Annotated in this window: 18 protein-coding genes; 5 read left to right on the top strand and 13 right to left on the bottom strand. The window is 63.1% G+C overall.

What is annotated here, in order from left to right:
* Positions 1-26 precede the first annotated feature (26 nt).
* From ACWEKS_RS01935 to ACWEKS_RS01915, 5 genes are all read right to left on the bottom strand, one after another.
* Positions 27-314: a YbaB/EbfC family nucleoid-associated protein gene (locus ACWEKS_RS01935; RefSeq protein ID WP_452338359.1), complete on the bottom strand. Its 288-nt coding sequence runs from the start codon at positions 312-314 to the stop codon at positions 27-29.
* A gap of 24 nt (positions 315-338) precedes the next feature.
* Positions 339-584, bottom strand: a complete 246-nt coding sequence (locus tag ACWEKS_RS01930; RefSeq protein WP_452338358.1) for a hypothetical protein — start codon at positions 582-584, stop codon at positions 339-341.
* Positions 585-788: 204 nt separating this feature from the next.
* The gene (locus ACWEKS_RS01925; protein ID WP_452338357.1) at positions 789-1562 is read right to left on the bottom strand and encodes an ESX secretion-associated protein EspG; all 774 of its coding nucleotides are present in this window, start codon (positions 1560-1562) and stop codon (positions 789-791) included.
* The gene (locus tag ACWEKS_RS01920; RefSeq protein ID WP_452338356.1) at positions 1559-3442 is read right to left on the bottom strand and encodes a hypothetical protein; all 1884 of its coding nucleotides are present in this window, start codon (positions 3440-3442) and stop codon (positions 1559-1561) included. Before ACWEKS_RS01920 ends, ACWEKS_RS01925 begins: the two co-directional genes overlap by 4 nt.
* A 128-nt stretch (positions 3443-3570) precedes the next feature.
* Complete coding sequence (locus tag ACWEKS_RS01915; RefSeq protein ID WP_452338355.1) at positions 3571-3909, bottom strand: hypothetical protein; 339 nt, start codon at positions 3907-3909, stop codon at positions 3571-3573.
* A gap of 196 nt (positions 3910-4105) precedes the next feature.
* Here ACWEKS_RS01915 and ACWEKS_RS01910 point away from each other — a divergent pair, with 196 nt between their 5' ends.
* The 3 genes from ACWEKS_RS01910 (at position 4106) to ACWEKS_RS01900 (ending at position 6169) form a co-directional block, all read left to right on the top strand.
* Positions 4106-4810 (top strand): hypothetical protein, encoded by a 705-nt coding sequence (locus ACWEKS_RS01910; protein ID WP_379394582.1) that lies wholly within the window; start codon positions 4106-4108, stop codon positions 4808-4810.
* 48 nt (positions 4811-4858) lie between these two features.
* A complete protein-coding gene (locus ACWEKS_RS01905; RefSeq protein ID WP_452338354.1) occupies positions 4859-5638 on the top strand; it encodes a DUF6585 family protein in 780 nt (259 codons plus the stop codon).
* A 111-nt stretch (positions 5639-5749) separates the two neighbouring features.
* Entirely contained in the window at positions 5750-6169 is a 420-nt protein-coding gene (locus tag ACWEKS_RS01900) for a hypothetical protein (RefSeq protein ID WP_452338353.1), read from the top strand.
* A gap of 11 nt (positions 6170-6180) precedes the next feature.
* Here ACWEKS_RS01900 and ACWEKS_RS01895 read toward each other — a convergent pair whose 3' ends face one another.
* Together ACWEKS_RS01895 and ACWEKS_RS01890 are read right to left on the bottom strand one after the other, a co-directional pair.
* Positions 6181-6528: a DUF397 domain-containing protein gene (locus ACWEKS_RS01895; protein ID WP_379394576.1), complete on the bottom strand. Its 348-nt coding sequence runs from the start codon at positions 6526-6528 to the stop codon at positions 6181-6183.
* Positions 6529-6540: 12 nt separating this feature from the next.
* Positions 6541-7389 carry a helix-turn-helix domain-containing protein gene (locus ACWEKS_RS01890; RefSeq protein ID WP_452338352.1) on the bottom strand — a complete coding sequence of 283 codons (849 nt, stop codon included), beginning with the start codon at positions 7387-7389 and terminating at the stop codon, positions 6541-6543.
* Between the two features lie 417 nt (positions 7390-7806).
* Between ACWEKS_RS01890 and ACWEKS_RS01885 the strand changes: the two genes are divergently transcribed.
* The gene (locus tag ACWEKS_RS01885) at positions 7807-7974 is read left to right on the top strand and encodes a hypothetical protein (RefSeq protein WP_379394572.1); all 168 of its coding nucleotides are present in this window, start codon (positions 7807-7809) and stop codon (positions 7972-7974) included.
* A 125-nt stretch (positions 7975-8099) separates the two neighbouring features.
* Here ACWEKS_RS01885 and ACWEKS_RS01880 read toward each other — a convergent pair whose 3' ends face one another.
* The 6 genes from ACWEKS_RS01880 to ACWEKS_RS01855 are packed head-to-tail and all read right to left on the bottom strand — an operon-like array spanning position 8100 to position 18610.
* On the bottom strand, positions 8100-8468 hold the full coding sequence (locus tag ACWEKS_RS01880; RefSeq protein ID WP_452338351.1) for a toxin-antitoxin system YwqK family antitoxin: 369 nt from the start codon (positions 8466-8468) through the stop codon (positions 8100-8102).
* A 34-nt stretch (positions 8469-8502) separates the two neighbouring features.
* The gene (locus ACWEKS_RS01875; protein WP_452338350.1) at positions 8503-9558 is read right to left on the bottom strand and encodes a hypothetical protein; all 1056 of its coding nucleotides are present in this window, start codon (positions 9556-9558) and stop codon (positions 8503-8505) included.
* A gap of 19 nt (positions 9559-9577) precedes the next feature.
* A complete protein-coding gene (locus ACWEKS_RS01870) occupies positions 9578-9967 on the bottom strand; it encodes a hypothetical protein (RefSeq protein ID WP_364605520.1) in 390 nt (129 codons plus the stop codon).
* A 19-nt stretch (positions 9968-9986) separates the two neighbouring features.
* The gene (locus ACWEKS_RS01865) at positions 9987-10442 is read right to left on the bottom strand and encodes a hypothetical protein (RefSeq protein WP_452338349.1); all 456 of its coding nucleotides are present in this window, start codon (positions 10440-10442) and stop codon (positions 9987-9989) included.
* Positions 10443-10482: 40 nt separating this feature from the next.
* Positions 10483-10878 (bottom strand): hypothetical protein, encoded by a 396-nt coding sequence (locus ACWEKS_RS01860; protein WP_452338348.1) that lies wholly within the window; start codon positions 10876-10878, stop codon positions 10483-10485.
* Positions 10879-10909: 31 nt separating this feature from the next.
* On the bottom strand, positions 10910-18610 hold the full coding sequence (locus tag ACWEKS_RS01855; RefSeq protein WP_452338347.1) for an ADP-ribosyltransferase: 7701 nt from the start codon (positions 18608-18610) through the stop codon (positions 10910-10912).
* Between the two features lie 262 nt (positions 18611-18872).
* Between ACWEKS_RS01855 and ACWEKS_RS01850 the strand changes: the two genes are divergently transcribed.
* Entirely contained in the window at positions 18873-19736 is an 864-nt protein-coding gene (locus ACWEKS_RS01850; protein ID WP_452338346.1) for a hypothetical protein, read from the top strand.
* The last annotated feature ends 53 nt before the right edge of the window (positions 19737-19789 follow it).

Raw genomic sequence — 19789 nt, 5'->3', positions numbered from 1 at the left:
GCTCAAAGTTCTGTAAACAAACCGGCCTAGCCGGCCATCTCCTCGTTGAACCGGTTGACGACCTCGGCCCGCCGCTCGAACGCCTTCCGCGCCGCCTGCGCCGCAGTCGACACCACAGCCTGCTCGAACTCGGCCGGCGTCATCCGCGAAACAGCGCTGGTGAACCGCAGATCCTTGAGCGCCCCGTTCCCGTCGACCTCGGCCGTCACAGCCCCGTCCTCGGAAGTCTCCCGCCCCCGAACCGCAGCCATCTGATCCGCCAGGTCCTGAAACCTGTACAGCTGCCGCCGAACCTGCTCCTGCAGCTCATCCATAGACGAAACCACGCGCGCCCCCTCTCACACCGTCCTGAGCCAACTCTGCGGCTCAGTATCGTAGTCCTGCTCCTCGACAATCTCTTGTCGAGCAACGTCGGCCTCGGTGGGCAGCCCGGTCCGCGCGAGCCCGGCAGCCCCAAGCCCGGCCTCCTCCAACTGCTTCCGCAGCGCGAGGCCAGCCCGATTCGCAGCCTTCTGGCACAGCCGCAAGACCTCCCCAGCGAGCTGACCCGGATCCCGGTGCAGCTCAGCGGATTCGACCTTCACGGCCAATGGCAACCCCTGATTGGTCGCCCGCACCCGAATAGACCCGGACGTGCTGGCAACAACTAGCGAGGCCCAATCCCCCTCGCCAGCACCAGAACTGGTCGCCCCCGACTCAGTCATGCCGAACTCCCTCCCAGTTAGCTATGCGTATGAGTATCACAGGCCGCTTCGACAAGCCAACAGCATTTCGATGCGCGGATGCGTTCACCCGCGCTCGTCCTTGATGGTCTGCACCACGGCGGCGACATAGTTGTTGACTACCGAGATGAATCTGGTCTGATCGACCGCGAGTGCGCGCTGGGGGTTCTCGACCATGACGTAACGACCGTCATCTTCGATATCGCGGAAACGCACGATGTGGCTGGTGATTCCACGCGGACCGAACACCGATCGGCCCTGCACGATCCGGACCTCACCGGCCGTCGTGATGGACTGCGCCATAAATTCCCGCGTGCGGGAGACCGCGGTGTCCGGTGCGGCGGCGACGGACGAACGGCCGAAATCGTGGTCCAGATCTTGCTCGCGTGAGGCCAATCCGATGTCGCCGAGGCGGCCCCGCTCGACGGAAGGCATGGCACGAACGATTTCGTCGGCGAGCTGGATGGGATCACATTCGGTCACCGTGTAGCCGCCACGTTGGAAGTAGCTCGTGCCGGGCGACTGTTTGATCACATAGCCCTTTGGTCCCTTACGCGTAGCGCGGGCCCGAATCATCGAGCCGATACCGAAGCGGTCCCGTTCATCCCATCCGTAAGCGGTCAGGAACAGATCGGGGTTTGCCATGGCGTCGAAAACGAGCTCGAAATTACCGCCGACCTTGTGGCTCAGGCTTTCCCGAGCCTCCGACTGCTCGGCGTCGAATTCGTCCGCGGTCTGCGTGGCCGAGGTGAACAAGAATGGCTTCGGCGGCACTTGCCCCGTCCGATCCATCCAGAGGGCGTAGAACTCGGCCTCGGTGAATCGCCAGCTCGGCGTCATTTCTCCGCCACCGGGGTGACCGCGGCCGGAGCCTCACCGAGAACTTCTTCGAGATTGTCGAGGTTCGTGAGGAACTGCGGACGCTTGTGTTCCTTGCCCTGCCCCTGCGAACCCGCCGACATCGGCGAACCACCCATACCGCCGGTTGAGCCGCTGGAGGAGGCCGAGGACGTAGACGCCAGTCCTGCACGCGAAGTCGTGGTTTCCTCCGCGTCCGTCTCGGTCGTCGTTGTCTGGTTGGCGGAACGAGGAGCGATCTGAGTCTTCGGTGTCTGGGGCGACCCGGGGCTAGTGGGCGTGCCACCCGTGGGGCTGCCTCCGGTCGGGGTTCCGCCGGGTGTATCGGTGTTCGGAATCAAGCCCAGGTTCTGCAACTGCTGAGTGAGCTGATCCGTCGGATCGGTGGTCTTCGTCGTGGTCTGTGTTTGCGTCAGCGCCGTTTCGACCGCCGAGGCGAGCTTCTCGACGCCCTGCTCGGCGGCGGTGATGCCAGCCTGAAGCACCGTGCTGGCCTGCGTGATCAGCGTCTGGAGCGTCGTGTCAGTCGTTGTTGTCGGCGTGTCGGTCTTCTTGGGATCGGTGTCCTTCGGATCAGTGTTGGTCGGCTGTTGACCGTCCGGGTTGTCGATATTGGGTGTCTGGGTGGTCGGGGTCTGCGTGGTGGGAGTACCCGCCGGCTGCTTCGCATTCGGATCCGGCTGATCGGTGGGTGCCGGGCCCGGCGGCGTTATCGAGACCGCAGCCTTCGGGTCGGGGATGATGGGCACCGCACCGCTCGAGTCCCTGACGCCATTGCCGTACCACTCATCCCATGCCTGCCGCATCTCGTTCATCGCTTCATCGACGGAACTCTGCGAAATGGGCATCTCGACGGCCGATTCTCCCGCCGCGACAAGTTCGGTGGTCTGCGAAATACTCTTGTACGGCAAGAAATTCTGCAGCTTCTTCAGCCATCCCTCGGCAAAGGCGAGATTGACGCTCATCAAATCCATCGAATCGGTCAGAGTCTTCACATTGTCGAGGTAGTGCCCGATCCCGTCCCGCGCCTGCTTGGCAGCGTCGGAGGCCCAGATCTTGTCCCCGATCGAGTTGTCACCCTGGTAGCCCGTCAGATACTGGTCCTTGGCCGCGGAAAAAGTAGACGCCTGACTCTTGATGTAAGCGCTCGCGGTCTTCCAGTCCTGCGCATGCTGCGCGAGCACGCTGAGGATCGTGGAATCGTGAATATATTGCCAGTGATTATGGAAATCGTCCCAGCCGTATTGGCTGCCCGGTTCGGGAGTAATCTGCTTACCGTCCAACGCAATCCCCGCAGCCTTGGCAGCGGAGCTGAGCTGGCCCGCCTGGTCTGTGCTCTGGAGCTTGTTGGAGTAGTCGTCCTTCGACGTTCCGGACCACTCGTAGACGTTGCCCCTATTGGATTGCCCCCATCCCGGCAGGCTGACGGAGTCGACGTGCTGTGTCAGCGCGGCCAGCGGAGACGTCGCCAATCCGGGCTGCCCACTCGCGTGCATACCGGTGAATCTGTCGCGCACATTCTGGTCGAAGTTCACAGCTGACGTCTGATCAGCGTCCGCGTACGCCTTATTCGCCCCGACGAAGGCCTCACCCATACTGGTGAGAACTTCCACATGGTCCTTCGCGACCGTGCCGCCCAGACGCTGCGTAGCTGCATTGAGCTTGTCCGCGAGCATCCGCCCGGAGTCTCGCTGATTGAACGGTTGCAGGTTCGTCTCCGGCTGGACCAGAGCCAGAGCCGCGTTCACGACCGTCAACATGTCGGCGGCCTGCTGCGCCATCGTCTGGGCGGCTCCGGAGTCGAAGTACACACCCTTCTGGCCGTCGTTTCTGAGATTGGTGAAGGCGTCGCCATCGGCCACGAAACGTTCTCCCTCCCCGTCCAACAGCGTTGCGACCCAACACTGATACGGCTTCGACTACACCGCGTTGCGTTACCCAGCCCCCGGTGACGATACGGCCCGACCGTACCACCGGCGGGAGATTGTGGTCATCCGGTGGTGATCACGCGTACAGCGAGATTTTTCTCCTCCGGACTGACCTCGCGGAACTGGAAGTCACGAGCGATGATGTGGCTCACCAGCTCTGGGTCTGGCGGAAAGGCGTGCTTGCGTAGGTAGTGGGATACCGCGCCGGACCAAATCCAGACGCCGTCGGTGCGGAAAGTCAGGGGCACGTCACGGACGGAGGGGATGAATTCGTCGGCCTCGAAACTGCGCGGCCAGGACGATCGGGGCGGAGTCGAGGTAGGCGAGGAGCCGGTCACGCAGGTGTGAGGGCAGCGACGCCCTGACTGCGACCGGGCGACCGTTTTCGTCGCGGTGGTCATAGACGCGTGCGAGCCTTGGAAGCTCGTCGAATTCGGCACTCACCCTTGGAACCCTCCCACCCCGACACGTTTCAGACGATCCTAGCCGGGCAGTCGCAGGGCCGCTGGCCAGCGGACATAGCTGTCGAATAGCGGCGTATCCGGGCGGTGACTAGGCTGCGGGCGGTTGATGGACGCTTGATTACAGGGGGAGTTCATGGTTATTGCCATTGTCATCGGGGTGGTCATCGTCGTGGCGTGGGGTGCGCTGGCGATCAGTGGCACTGCGAAGAACCGTGAGGCGCATGCGGCGATGGCGGCCGCGATGGGTGGTGTGCCCAGCTGGCCCACTGAGGTCTGGCGCGAGCAACACGCGAAGGTCGGGCTGTGCCCCTACCCTTCGAAGGCGAAATACCAGGAGCCCATCCACGGTCAGGCCCTCGGGTTCCCGTTCACCACATTCTTGGTCGAGCACGAGACCATGTACCTCAATACGATCAAGACCTGGCGACACACCGCGGCCTTGCTCGAAGGCGTCGATCCCACGGTGGACCGGCTGGACCTCCTGTCGACCCAGGGTGAGTGGCTTCTCGAGTTCAATAAGAAATCGGTCGAACACCGCCGATTCTCCAGCGGTGACGCGGAATTCGATCGCTGGTACCTCGGTCTGACCCCCAATAACCCTGATCATGCCCGGCAGCTACTGACGCTCCCCGTCAAGAAGGCGGCGTACGCGATCGTCCAGATTGCCCCTACGGCGCGCATTCGCGTCAACGATGGAGTACTGATCTGCTGGATCCGCGGCACCATCCCCCGTGATTCTGCCGCTTACCTGGAAGTCATACGACTGATGACCGAGCTCGCCACAGCCGTCAACCAGGCTGCGGCGCAGCTCAATAGCGGTGGTCAATACCGCGGGTGACACGCTCGTGCACCATCGTTGGAAGAACGTTTGACGACAGGGGGAATCATGACGCAGCCAGGCCTGCAAACCGATGACACACAGCGCATTTCGGAAGCGGCTGTGCGGGCGGGTCTGGGGAGGCACGTTCAGACCTACGGCGCGGTCACGATGGACTGGCGCGGCATCGGACGACTCGGGATGATATTCGTCGGGCTGGTCGCGGTGACGGTGCTGGGGTTCGCCGTGCGAGTCGAGTTGTTGGAAGCAGCGATGTACTTCGCGCTGATCGTGGGGCTGGCGGCGCTGTTTTCGATTGTGCACGGGCTCTTCTACGGGCAGCGGAATTCCGGCAAATGGCTGGAGCTCTTCGAGCATGGGCTGATTTTCGTGTCCCGGGAACAACTGCGGGTGGTTCGGTACGACTCGACGAGCGTGATCCAAGACCTGGTCGACCATCGCCGGAACGGGATCACTACCCGGGTCACCTACGCCTATGAGATGCAGGACCTCGACGGCCGGCCTCTGCGTCTACGCGAGGGGATCGTCAACCCTCAGGAGTGGGGGCCGCGGATCCAGGAAGGTGTAGCCGTCCACCAGATGCCTACCGTCCTGGCGACTTTGGGATCAGGCCAAGCGGTGGAGTTCGGTTCGATCACCCTCAGCCCGGCTGGAGTGACCGGATACAGCACCCTGGTGCAGTGGGCCGAGATCACCGACGTTGACGTCGCCGAGGGTCGGCTCCGCATCAAAACCGCGGCCAAGCATCCCTCGATCGCCGTTCCGATCAGCTCGCTGACCAACTTCAACCTGCTGTATGCGCTGATCAAGCGCGGACGCGGGCTGTAGTCTCCCAGGTCTCCGTTGGAAGTTCGTTAGAAGTCGCCTAGTCCCGGTTTCTACCGTCGACAACGTACCCGGCCGAAGCACCGGATCGGGGTCGACGGAAAGGAACGGGCGATGGCGAATCGAATGATGGCACAGACAACGGCACTGCTGATGGGAGCCAGCGCCGTCGTACTGACCGTGGCGTCGGGAATGGCTGCCCCGCAGGCAACCGCCGCCCCTGCGAAGCAGGCCGACTCGCAGGTGCTCGACTGCACCAGCCGTACCCCGTCCGCCAAGCCGACCAGACTGGAACCCGGCTGCTCCTCGGCCCACCAGTACCTCACCGACGTCACCTGGCAGATCTGGGGATCCGATGTGGCGGTAGGCGAAGGCACCTACCACGTGAACAAGTGCGACCCGTCCTGTGCCGCGGGCACCTACGAAACCCTCCACGCCTGGGTCGTACTCTCGGACCCGAGTCAGGGCATGTTCACAAAGGCGACGATCGCCGACAGCAAGGGCCAGTGGACCACGACGATGCCGGTGAAATAGCGGCCGAACCGCTATCGGAACTGGCCGTCCGCAACGCCTTTCGTGAACGCATCCCATTCGCCTGCGGTGAATGTCAACCGCCTACCGCGGCTGTCCGTCAGACTCGCGGCACCGTCGGCGTCCACCTTGATATCGAGCTCCGCCCCGACCGCAGCTGAGCTCCCCGCGAGCACTACGTCGAGTACCTCGGGCCAGAGAGCACCCGGTACCGAGACGATCGGCCGGGACTCACTCGGACCGGTGTATTTGCTGTCGCGGATCAGAACCGTCTGCGCAGTGACGCATACCTCGACACATTGGCCCCCGTTGCTTCCGCTGTAGCTGGACTTACGCCATAGGCGACCTGCGACCGGGGCCATGCGCCGACTCCCTTATTTCCACTCGGCCGCCCGGCTCCGAATCAGTTCGGCGGATTCACTTTTCGACAGTGCCGCCGCGCGGAGCTGGTCGGCCAACATCTCGTACACTGCCACCCCATCGTAATCCTGCAGGTAGAGAGCGCCAGTCGGGTATTCGATGTAGCCGACTGTCTGCGCTTCGTCGAAGTACAGCAAGGTGAACTCGCCGACATTCCCGCCATGGGCGTAGGTCCTGGTCGGAAGAATCCGAATATCGATGTGGTCGTGCTCGATCAGGGTCAGCAGGTGGTCCAGTTGTTCGCGCATCACGCGCGGACCGCCAACCTCCCGGACCATAACTGCCTCCTCGATGACGGTACTCAAACCCATCGGGTCGGCGGTGTCCGCGACCCGCTGCCTCGCCATGCGGGCCCGGACGATCTGCGGAACGTCAACCGACGCCACCAGCGGACTGCCCGCGTGCAGCGCAGTCGCATAGCTCTCGGTTTGTAGTTGACCGGTGAAGGTCACCGTCTGATAGATGAACTGGCTCCGCGCGAGACCCTCGAGGCCGACAAACGTCTTGAACCAGTTGGGCAGCACCTCGGAAAACGGTGCCCACCAAGTCTTCTGGTCCGCGCGCCCGGCCAGCGATGCGAGCCGGTCGATCTGCGCCACATCGGCTCGGTACAACCTCAGTAGAGCGGTCACATCATCGGGCTGCTGCAGGTACTTCCCGGCCTCCATCGCAACGATCTTCGGCTGACTGCATCCGATCGCCTTCGATGCCTCACTCTGCTTCACCCGTGCCTGCTCCCGAGCGACCCGTAGCTCGTGCCCGATCAGAAACCGCAGCGCGGACGGGTCGGAACGCTCGTTCACCTGGTCCTCCTTGCAGCCTGCGACGAATCTCCCTGCCGACCAACATCATCGGCTCCAGCCCATTGAATCCGCTGATATATCAGCCTATTCTCAATGTGTGGCGTACGCCACACTAGCGTCAATCCATATCCCAGATTGCTTGCATGACAGCCCAAACCGTCGAAAGGACGGCCATGTTCGAGCAGTTGAAGGTCGGCACCTGGGCCTGCATCGACGACCAATGTCCCATTCGTCCCGTCGTACACACCGAGGACGAGACAGTCACTCTCGTATTCGGCGAGCCCGGTGGGTTGGAACTTTTCGTCAGCGCGATGGCCCTACAGACTTTGCTCCGAGTCGGAGGCCACGCACTCGACCAGCTGAGCGCTCAACCCCGGTCTGTTCTCCTCATGGACCCGAATCATGAAGGGGAAGACCATGACCAGTGAAGTAGTCTTCCTCATCCTGGGTACTGGAATCGGTCTCATCCTCGGATGGATCGCCCCGGCGATTCGCTCCGACCACCGCCCCGCAGGTACCTCAGTCGCGGAAATACGCGCCCGCATCGACCGAGAATCCCAGGGCTGCCACGACCTCGTCACCTGACTGTCGGGAGCGATCAACACTTCAAGATCAGGGAGTCGTGGCCGTGGCCGATACGGCAGTTCGCCACGGCCAGAGCTCCCTGATCCTGGTTGGAGATTCGAGCGAAGATCGGCATGGGCCTACGACTACATCTTGTCCCACGGTCGTGCCCTCTCGACCGCGCTTCCGCTCTCATCCCAGATCTGCACGGCTCGCAGTCGACCCATTTCATCGAACTGCCTTTCCTTGGCGAGTCGACCGTTCCGATGCCATTCCCTGTGCACGCCTTGGGGTGTACCGAAGTCCATCTCCCCCTGGGACTTCAGCTGACCGTCTGACCACCACGCGCGCTGGAGTCCATGGCTGATCCCATCCACGTAAAAGGCCTGGGCCACAAGTTGGTCACCGAGTGTCGTCACCACTTCGCCGGTGAAGGGCTCGCCCCGGTACTCGAGTCGCAGATCATCACCGGTGGAGATTTGGTGGTAGTCGTAGGTCCGATCGATCCGTTTCACGGCGCCCATGTCGCGGCCGCAGCTCTCGCAGCGGTCAATCTTGATCGGCGAGCCGGCGGAGATCGGCGAGCGTGGGCGCCTCCTGCTCCGGAATCGGATCGATCACACCGAATGTCCCAGGGGCATTGTCTGGTAGCGACCGGCAACGCCGAACCGCATCGAGCGCCGACAGACCAGCCATATGTGCATTGATGAGACGTGAGCGCCACAGTCCCCCCGCAACGAAGCCCGTGTGGCCGACCGCGGTGCGCGGGATGTACCCGGCGGCATCGTCACTCGTCGACGCCCACACGTACCCGACGATCGTGCCTTTCAGACTGACGGGCAGATAAATGACAGCCGAAGCGGTTTCCTCGGGGTATGTGGTTGTCGGAGAAGGCGCGATCGCGCTGAATCCCTCCGAGCGATCCTCCGGACTGCCACTTGGAAAGGTGCCGTCCTGGACCCATGGACCATCGCCCAACGGTTTATCGGGATTCAAGCGCAGCGCCAACTCCTGGATAGTCCGCGACTCACCTCGCTCCACGTCACCAGCGATCGCACCGAGTTGGGGGTCCCCAGGCCTTCCACGCCAATACTCGATCGCCTCCGCCGGGGTGAGCCCCATACCGTAGGTCTCTTCGAGCCGATTGTTCCAGTACACAGCGAATTTCACACGATCGACCGCGGATGCGAGGTTCCGGAAGAACCCCGCGGACTTCCCGTCCTGTGACCCCCACAGGTAGCCGATCAGGGTGTCGCCTACCGTGATCGGAAAGTAGAATACCGGAAGACGCGTCCAGGCGTCGTAGTTCGGCGCCATCGCGTCGTCCGCCGACACAAGAGGCGGGAGCGTGGCGGAGGCTCGGATCTCGCCGGACTGTGCGATGTCCGCGGCGTTGTCGGGCCCGAAACCCTCATTGAACTTTGGACTGCTGTCGACGATTCGGTCCGCAGGCGGAACAGCGTCGCGGGCACGTACATCCTCGGCCATCTGCCGGTCGATCTCGTGCAACTGGTCGACGGTGACACCCAGTCTCGCCGCGAGCTTCTTGTCGATCTCGCTGTCGTCGGTTTCATCCGGCGGGGTCACCCAATGCGGAAGCGTCATGGCGGATTCCTGAGTTCGTTCAGAAGTACGCGGAAATCGCAGCGTCGAACTTTGCGTCAGACACGTCGACATCGGTTGCGGGACGGTAGTTTTGCGCGCGCACGTGATCGAGGAACGCAGACGGAATTGCGAGGGAGTAGTTCGCGAGATAATGGATCGAGTCGATGCGCCAGATCCACTCTCCGTCAGAAAGCAGTGATGGACCGTTACGGATAGTCTGGGAAACATCGACCAGATCCGTGACATCCGCCGGTACGTCGAAGACCGGCGTGGCCGACCTCATATACGCGACTACCAGATCTCGTTCCCCAACCACCTGGTCGGTGTACGAATCTCGCAACGACGGAAGTCCTTCCCGCGCTTTTCGGTACATCTCCTGGTAGATACCAACGGGCTTCAGACCGATCACCACCACACTCCTGTGTGCATCAGCCGAGATGTTCCGAGGAAGGCGTGCCCAATCCATGGTGGAACCATTCGGGCATGTGCTCGGCCGTGCGCGGATACCACTCGTTCTCGAGGGCAAAATCGCTGCTCGCCGGACCTTTCTTACTGAATCGAGGAAGTTGGTCACGGTTGTAGTCGATAACAAACCGGCCGGGCGGATCCAGTACATATTCGAACTCGACCCAGGTGCCCAGACCAGGGGCGTACATACCGTCTCGCAAATCTTGGAACTTTCGCCATGCGGTAGGCGGGAAGGAGAAGCCCTGCACAGATCCATCCGGCATCTTCACCCCACTCTCACGCTCAGCGTACCGACCGAGAATCCGACCGCGAACAATCAAGCGCGTCCATCCCATCGGCAGGGTCTCGAGTATTTCCAATGTGATGTCCGACAGCTTCTCCTGTTGTTCCATCGGGTTCAACGGCTGGTTCGACATCAGGCAAGTCCTCCTCGGAAACCGATCATCAATGCACAGCCTACTGTGTATCGCCGTCGGCCTCACGCTGGCGTTCCAGTTCCAGGCCGAACGCCACCCGATCCTGCAACCACTGCGGAACATGCTGCTCCGCACGTGGATACACCTCCAGGTCGCGCGCGTACATCAGCGGATGCAAGTCAGGTGACCACTGTGGATCATCGTTATAGTTGAACGAGATATCTGGTTCTTCCCCACGATTCAGCACAAACCTCGCGGAGAGCCAAGCTCCACGATCAGGCTCGTACATCTCGTTCCGCAGCCGTACCAGCAGATCGGTCACCGCCGGCTGGCTCACCTCGCCCGCGGACCTGCCATTGGCATCCTGCGCGGACACCGCGACTTCGTACGACATCACATTCGCCCAGACCTGCAGGGTAAGGCGCGCCCAGCTCACTGGCGCCGCACGCTCCACTATCGCGCAGATCTCAGCGACCGTTGTACGGGGTGGCTGGTCCAAAGTTCGCCTCCTTGTTCGAGAACGCTCGTTCCTTGGTAACCACCGACTCCACCACGGGCTTACCGTTCAAACCAAGCTGCACGGTGCCGTCGGAATTGCGTGCGTAGGTAACCTCTTGCCAGCGCATGACAACCGAAGCCGGAACTCCGTCGGCTTCTCTGATCATCTTGACCTGATAATTTCGAATATCCTGATGATCCTGACTCGCGAATTCGACGAGCTGGTTCTCCTTTGCCCGCCACGATGCAGCATGAACCCATCCGTCTCGATCATTTCCGGAGTTCGATGCTGCCATCTGCGGATGCATGTTCAGATATTCACCAAGACCACCAAGCTCATTCGCGAGCAGGTGCCCGCCCGCCCACTTGATACGAGCCTTCGCTCGTTCAAGGAGGGTCAGCGTACGCCCGGGAGGGTTCTTCGGGAAGGCAGCTTCCCCTTCCTGGTTGGCACGCTTCTGCGCGCCTTTCTTGCTGTCGTCGTCGCGATGGTTCTTGTCCTGCCCCCGCGCTTCGACATCTCCAGTGAGTCGATCCGTCTGGCCATGCTCGTCGGTATGGAAGTTCAGTAATTTCTCATTGTTATGAAAATTTGGAACCTGATATTGAACGTCCGGTAGCAATGGGAAGCTCAGGTCGGGGTTGAATCCAGACCATTTTCCCTTGCCATCGACGGCCATATCACGTGCACCAGGAGTAGCCTCAACCCATTTGACGACACCATCACCGTCGGTGAAAAATGTTGTGCGAGTGCCATTTTGGTTGACCACAGGGTATTCCGTCCACGGGTGGAGCCCGCCGTCCCCGGCCAAGTCACCCAGCGGCTCAGGTATCGGATCCGGGCTCTCATCCGGCCGAAGTCTGTCAGGCTCCGTGTTGCCGTCCGGCACATTATCACGGTCACGGTGTGGCGCTCGGATCTCTTCGTGCACATCGAGCGGCCGCCGCGGCGCGTGCGGATTCTCGGGATCCGGGGGTCGGTGACTAGGGCGATTCCATTCCACGAATCGCTCGTTGTACTTCGGATCGCCCGAATCGATGATCACATCGTCTTCGAGGTCCGCGTACCTCGAAGAGGCCGAATCGCCGTCGAGCCCGTGTTCATCGTGCGGCGAATCAGACTGCTCATCGTGCGGCGAACCCGAATGCTCATCCGCTGTCTCATTGCCGAGAATGTCCCAGCCATCTCGGGTGTCCCCGCCTCTGGGCAGGTCCGCGTCGACAAGGGGATCCGGCTGGTGGACGGTGGGTTCGGGGGTTCTTCCGTCCGGCCCTTCCGGGTGGAAGGTCTTCCAAGTGCCTTCGTTGTGGACGACCGCTGGAGAATCCGGGTGAGCCCTCACACCGACCAGATCGGACGGGGCCCGGACCGGGACACCCAGTTCATGAGCGATGTGTTGGGCCCAGCCGATTTCGTTTCCGCTGTGGCAGGAGATGAGGCGGACCGGGGTCCCCGGTACATAGTCCGGGTTGTTGCGGATTGCTTCTACGACCTTTTGCGGGTCGATCTCGTGGCCGCCGTCGGCGGTGGGGCGGCCGAAGCGGTCGCCGTGGAGGATTACATCGTGTTCGCCCTCGTTACGGAGGTTTTGGAAGACTCGCTCTACTTCGGGGGAATCGCCTAGTGAGGTGCGGTCGGTTCCGTAACGGACGGGAGGATCCTCGGGGACCAGGTCTCGAGTGTTCGGAGCATGGGTAGCCTCGCTATCGCTGGGATGGGTGTTGGCATGCTCCGGCGAAGTTTCGTGAATGGCTGTGTGGCTGGGGGTTTCGACCAGATAGATGCGAGTGACGCCGAAGAGGTTGGCGTTGGGGTCGTGGACTACGCCTCGGACTTCGAACGTCGCGTTGCGGTCGAACAGGATCTCCTTCTCAGCCGGACGGGCCGAAAGCGGGCTGACTTCACGACCATTCGTCGAGTGCATGATGAATTCGACATTGCCGGTGAAGATTCGGTTGCGGTCGGTCGAGGTACTGGTGAATGAGGGCTCACGAACTGTGGCGCCCTTCACGTAGCGAGCGAGGTCCTCGGGTGAGAGGTTTGTGCCTCGCCATACCGTGCCTTCGAAGGTAGGAAGCTTATCGAGCGCCGAGGAGATATGGTCTGCGAGTTCCGCTTGATGGGGATCCAGGTCAGTGCCACTGCGAAGGCGCTTGTTCAGATCGGCGTAGACGCCCGCGTCGGGGTCGGTGTAGCGGTGCAATGCATCTTGCTCGTGTGGGGTGAGCTCCGATGGAGCACCGGCTCCCGGCAATTCGTGAGCGGGTTCCGAGTTCGGCTCGTCAGCTGACGAATGTTCCTTGGATGGCTCGGTATGATCGGCGACCTCTGAAGGGTGCTCAGTCGTGTGCGTCGGAACCGCGCCATGACTTTCAACGTCCGATGGGTGTGGCAGTAGGGCCTTGTAGTATTCATTCAGATACTTCGCGAACTCGAGGTTGTACTCGTTGAACAGTCGCATCGCAGTCACCGCTGTCGAGCGGTCGAGCATTCCGAGTTTGTCCATCAGCTCGCCGAGTCCGAGTCGTAGTCCGGGTAGTTCGGCGGTGCGAGTCGGATCGTTGTAGGCGGCAGCTATGTCGGCGATGCGCTCATGCATCTCGTTGAAGCGGTCGGCCAGATGCGGTGTGAGCGTCGAGGGTCGATCGGCAGGATCGGTCGGCACATGTTCGGGTCCGTTGTCTTCGGCATGCGGAGCCTCTTGCGGGTGCTCCGGCTCGACCGGATGCTGCGTCTCGTCGCCCAGCCGAAAGGGAACGTGGTCTTCGTCGGGTCCGTCCGTCGGAGGATGAACCGGATCCGCTTCGGGCTTGTCCGTCGTCGAGTTCGGATCGTGGGCATCCGTGACTTCGACGTGCGGCTCGTGGACGTAATCCGCCGGTACGAGGGTTCCTTTGACCAGGTAGTCGACGTACCCATCGTCGTATCTCGCGCCTTGCGGATCCTCGATGACATCTGTGATCAGGAAGCGGGATTCACGCTGGAGGATGAGTTCGTTCTCAGGTCCGGACAGTCCCTTGTCGCCGACCCACGCGCCCTTCGATCCAGCCGGAACCTCTAGTTCCATACGGACTTTGAGCCTGAATTCTTGAGGCGGGGTCGGTCCCAGACTGGTCGACATGTAGCCGTGGTCGTCCTGGACCGTGCCCTTCAGCAGTTTTGGATTACGACCGTTCAGTGGCCGACCGTCGGGTCCGATGAGACGGTCGAGACTCCTCATGCTGATACCGCGCGAAACCTCCACTCCCTCGGGAAGCGGACGATTCGTTGCTTGGTCGAGGTGAGCGACCTGAGATCGAAGGATGTCCATCGTCGGGTCACCACCGAAATACTCACGCATCGAAGGCAGCTTGCCGGAGTTACGCCACAGCTCCTGGAGCCGAGCGTGCGGATTGTCCTCGTTGAGGATGCTGTCGATCGCAGCGCGCAGGGGCGGATCGAGATTCGGATCGCGAGGATCGGGATGCTCCGCAAGCAATCGCTCGAGCACTTCGATCTTCGGCATAATCGGGCTGCCGCCGGTGAGCCGCATCAATTGCCCGTAGTGGACTTCGTCCTCACCGAGCTTGGTGAGCAACTTCACCGGGTCCGCCGCGCGCAAGAATTCATTGATCCAAGACTTCTTGGTGTATGCCTGCAGCTCACGTAGTTCAGGGCCGGACATCATGTCTCGGATAGGACCGAGTATCTCCTCGCCATAGTGGCGGGCAGCATCAGGTGTGTCGAAACGCCGGATCGAATCGTGGGCGGGACCACCGACCTCATGATCGGTCGGATGGGTGAATTCGTGGGTGATTGGTTCGTGCTGGGGCTCGGGGTGCTGCCCTTGATGCGCGGGTTCGGAGCGTGAATCCGGCTGGCCTATACGGGCTTCCGGGCGAGTATCGCGGACATTCGCCGGAGTGGTCTCAGGGGTTCGTTCGAGCGGATGTACCGGGTTGCCATGGGAGTCGTAGACGATGGCGTGGGTGGATTTGACGTTGGTGTGGTCCGGGGGGAAGGAGTGGGGGCCGCCGGGGACGGCGTTGTCGTGGACGACTAGTCGGCCGCCGTCGTTGGTGATGGTGTAGGCGTGGGCGCCGATGTCGTTGGCGTCTGTGGGGCCGTGGAATTCGTCGACGACCAGGGCGGTGGCGCCGTCGCCTAGTCGGTGGAGTTGGTCGGCGATCGAGCCCCGGGTTTCGTGGCGGTCGAGGTGGGCGCCTGCGGCGTTCTCGAGTTCGGCCGCGGTCATGCCGTGTTCGGCGATGTGAGCGTCTTCGGGGACGTGGACGTCGGGGTTGCCGGTTAGCTCGTGGACCTGGCGGAGGGCCTGGGGGCCGCAGTCGTTGACCTGGGAGTGCGTACGATCAGGGGCGACCGGGGTTGGGTCCTGGGTGCGGTGCTGGTTGACCAGATCGTCGTAGCCGTACGGGTGTTCGCCCTGATGGACATTGGGTTCGGGAGCGCGGAAGCCCGCCGGGTCGTGGGGCAGGGAGCCGATGTTGCGCTGCCACGCGTTGAGGTCGTCGCGGCCCGGGCGAGGGTATTCGGGCAGGGTGTGGGGGCTCTCGCCGTTGGCGATACGGGCGAAGTTGTGCAGGGACTCGGTCGGGACCGTGGCGCCCTTGTCCAGGTAGTTGTAGTAGCCCGTGTGGGTCGAGATGTCGCTGAGTGTGTGTATGCCGCCGGGGAATTGGGCGGCGATGCGGTTGGCGCCGAATGCCGAAATGGCGGGGTCCATTCCCAGGCCGTTGCCGAGACCCGGTGCCATGCGGCTGATTTCGCCGTGTGCGTTGGCGCCGATCCAGGTAACCGGATCGCGCGAGGAACTGGCGACGAAGATGTTGTGCGCGCCGATGCCGAAATCCGCGGCGTGCCCCACCGGTCCCGCACCGGGCGATCCCAGCAGCGTGATGGTGGAGATGTCGCCGGACAGGCGCCCGCCCGCGCCCGCGAAGGCCGTGGTGGTGGAGCCATAGCTGTGGCCGAACAGGTGCACGTCGGGTGTCGGCGAGCCACCGGGCAGGGCGGCGTCCGAGCGACGGGATTGACTGAACGCGGCCACATCTCGGGCGAGGAGTTGGCCTCCGCGTGAAGCCAGCCGCGCGTCGGTCATCTCGCGCAGGATCTTCGGGAATCCGCTCGGCGCGTCATAACCGATCCACGCGATCGACGCGACCTCGGCGGGATCCCTGTTCTCCGAAGTGGCCCGGTAGTGGTTGAAGGCGTTGTCCAGGTTCGTTCCCAGACTTCGCACCGTGGTCGTGATACCCGGAACGTGGAACGAAACGGTGGACGCGTGCTGGGTATCACCGAATGCGACTACCGCGCGACCCTCGCCGCCGAACGCCTCCGAGTCGTAGGAGAGCACCTGTACCGGCGGCTCGTGACCGGCATTCTTGTCCGCGAAGCTGCGAGCCAGATCGTCCGCGTGCTCGAGGGCTTCCACGGTGGACCGCAGGTTCTTCCACTGCCGGACGCTCTCCGGATCGGTGAACCGGGTGAGGAACTTGTCGACCCGCGGATTCTGTTCGCGTACCTGGTTGATGTCGCGCGCGATCGCCAGGCGGTTGGCTTCGTCGCGGATGTGCGGTGGGATGCCGTCGGCATTGCCGAGCTCGTGCGGGTGGACGCGCAGCATGGCGTCCTGTTGCTCCGGGGTGAGCGAGTGCCACCACTCGTGGTTCTCGGTCGCTCGGTCGTGCGCGGCCCCGACAGAGCTGTCCTGTTCGTGCGCAAGGTGTTCGGGCGTCGCCTCCGGGCCCAGGCGATCCAAGGCTTCACGAGCGTGCGCGTGCTCGGCCTCGGTGACCGGCGAATCCTTCGGCAGCACAGGATGTTCGGGGTCCCGCGGGAGCGCGGGCGTGGAATCGTGCGGCGGTGTCGTATGGGTGGCCGTCGGGTCGGGTGCCGGACCCGACGCCGGGTGATTCGGGCCGCGTTGGTCGTTGGGTCCCCGGTTGTGCTCTGTCGGAGACCCGGACGGATGATTCGACTGCCCATCGGGCCGCGGTTCCCTTCCGCCCAAAGGATTCTCGGGTCGCGCGCCGATTCTGGAAGCCGGACCGCTACCGGCCCCCACCAGATCCCTGCCGTCCGGCCGGCCGGCCGCCGGTTCCGCTGTCCGCGCGGACTGGCTCAGATCCGTGTGCTCGCCCACGCGAGTGGGAACGTCCTGCCCGGTGGCCCTGGTACTCATCGTAGTCAGCGCGGCACCGCCATCGCGTGCCGGGGCGGCCGTGGCTCTCGGTTCGGCAGCCTGCGGGGTCTGTGATCCGGGTGCGTCGGCACGCGCCGTATTCGAGGTGACCGGTGTTTCGGGTTTCAGCGCAGCTGGTGTTTCGGTGCGCAGTACACCGGGCGTCTCGGCGCGCGGCGCGCCCGCGGGGGTTACCTGACGCTGATCAGCCGAAGCCGGTGACTGCCCGGTGTTGGCGGCCTGCGGACCGTCCGCCGGACGCGCCTCGACAACCTGTGGGTTGTGCACCTGCGCTTGCGCATTCGGTGCGGCTTGCGGCCCGCCGGCCGGAGTTTCGTGCTGGTTCCCGTGATCGGTCAGTTGCGCTTTCGGCTCCACCGATTGGGGATGCTCGGCCGCCGGAGCACCATCTCGAGCTGCGTTCTCGGCGGGCAAAGGCGTCTGCTGAGGCTGCTCACCGATCGACGGCTTGCCGGTTTCGATCTCAGGCGTCTTGTGCTGCTCAGTGATGCCCGACGGAGCGCCGTCGGTCTTGGCTCCCGCAGTGGACAGCTTCGGCTCGCCGCCCTTCCAGGGCGACGGGACTTCGTGGGCGACACCGGGCAGCGTGCCTCCCGCGATACCCGCGGTGACCACACGGGGGTCGAATTCCCAGTTGTGCGTAACACCACCGCTGACGACCCAACCGCCCAGACCGGCCACACCACCGGCGACTCCACCGCCGAGGAAGTTGGCGGCCTTCTGCGTCACCATCTTCTGGGCAACGTCCTTCGACAGCGGGCTCAGCAGCATCTTCGGGACGTATTTGCCGACGGGAGCGGCGATCAGACCACCGACAGCACCACCTGCCGCTGACAACCCCAACTGCTTGTAATCGATACCGTTGCGGCGTCCGAATTCGTTCTGATAGGCCTGGATCGCACCGTCCTGCAATCCACCCAGCGCACCACCGATGAGTACCTGCTTCAGAATGAACTTCTTCAGCGCGATCTCACCGGCCTTCTCGGCTTCCTTGCCGAGGAAGTCGATCGCGCGCCGGGTAAGGATCCGCACGGTGATCCGGCCGACGCCGATGATCGCGCCCTCGGCCATCGGCGCGGTGGGCGGAAACGCCCACGCCGCTGCGATATCCGCGGCCAGCGTGATCAGCGTCGTGTAGAACATCAGCTTCGTGTATTCGAGCTGTGTCCCGGTGTTGTTCGCGGTTCCCGCAATCGTGTCGAACCAGTCCGCGAGCTTGTCGATCGATTGGTTGCCGGTCCGCATGTCCGACAGCTGAGCGATGATCTTGTCGCCGCCGTCACCCGTCGGATAGGCCTGGCGCACCGCCGCGATCGCGGCATCGATGTCGGCATCGATACTGCGAATATCCTTCGCGGCACCGGTCCAGTCGTCGGCAATCCCCCACATGAGGTCTTCATTGCCTTCGGGCCATTTCATGCCGACGAGCCAGCCGAGACCTCCCGCCGCGGGCGGCTTCCAGATCATCGCGGACCGCCTGCGACGAGAATCACTCGCGCAGCGGTGGCTTCAATCAGACACCCCCGTGACCCCACTATCGCCCCCGAATACGCGCTGATCTGTATTGCTGATTCGCTGTCCAGTAGCGCATTCGGCGCGCGGACAGTTCACGATCTCGCGACACGCTGCCACAGAACGCGCCGACGATCAACTGGGAAAGCGACCGCCGTTATCGATCGGCTAGGGTCGGCAACGGAATCGGGACAGCCGCCACCGAAGGAGTGTCACCGTGCGATCACTGTGGTTCATTCCGCACGGCATCGCCGTGGTCGGGCCGGAGGAGAGCACCGGATATCGGGGCGGGGTCTCCTCGACGCTGAAGCCCATCGGCAAGGCACAGGCCGCGGCCGTCATCGCGCACGGGCGCAGGCGTGCCTCGGAATTGGTCTCGCTGTTGGAGGGCGCGGGATTCACCGCCGACGGTGACGGCTCCGAAACCTGGAGCGCGAATGCCTTCGTCGGCGAGGGGTTCAACCGGGTCGACAAGGGATCCAACGGCCGCCTCCACGAGATCACCGCCGGATTCTCGGGCCCACCAGCGGAATTCGATGAGCTGGTGAGCCGTTTCGTCGCGATGCCCTCCGATGTCGTCGGCGAGGTCGAGAACCGCACCGCGACCCACCGCAGGACTTGCCGTGTTCGGCTGGCCGACGGTTCCGGACACAGCGGCATCATCACGCTCGTTCAGCCGAAGGATTCCCGACTGATCACCGCGGGATTGCAGGTGACCGGCGGGCCCTACTTCTACGGTTGGGCCAAGCGCCCGGCACTCTGGCGGATACCGTTCACGAACACCTCCGACCACTACCGGCACAGCGAGAAGAACCGGCAACGCGAGGCGGAACGCCTCGGGTTTTTCGATCGCCGTCCATGGCCTGTGCACGCGGCGGCTCCGGGCGGGATGTCCGCGGCCGAGGCATCGAGCCGAATCCGGATGTATCTGATCGGTGCCGGCGTGGATATCGGGGCCATGGGCTTCGCCCCGCAGCGCATCGACGGTGGCTGGGACGTCGTTCTGTCGGGCAGCCCGACGGCGACGCTGGATGCTCTGCGCATTACCGACGAGGGCTACGTAAGCTCCCGCGAACTCTGAGCTAACCACACCCCGGCCGACACCGACACCTCGAATGTGTAAGGTCGCACAGG

This window comes from Nocardia sp. NPDC004711 (assembly GCF_053601595.1).
The sequence above is the reverse complement of the archived record's forward strand: the minus strand, read 5'-3'. Positions and strand labels throughout refer to the sequence as shown.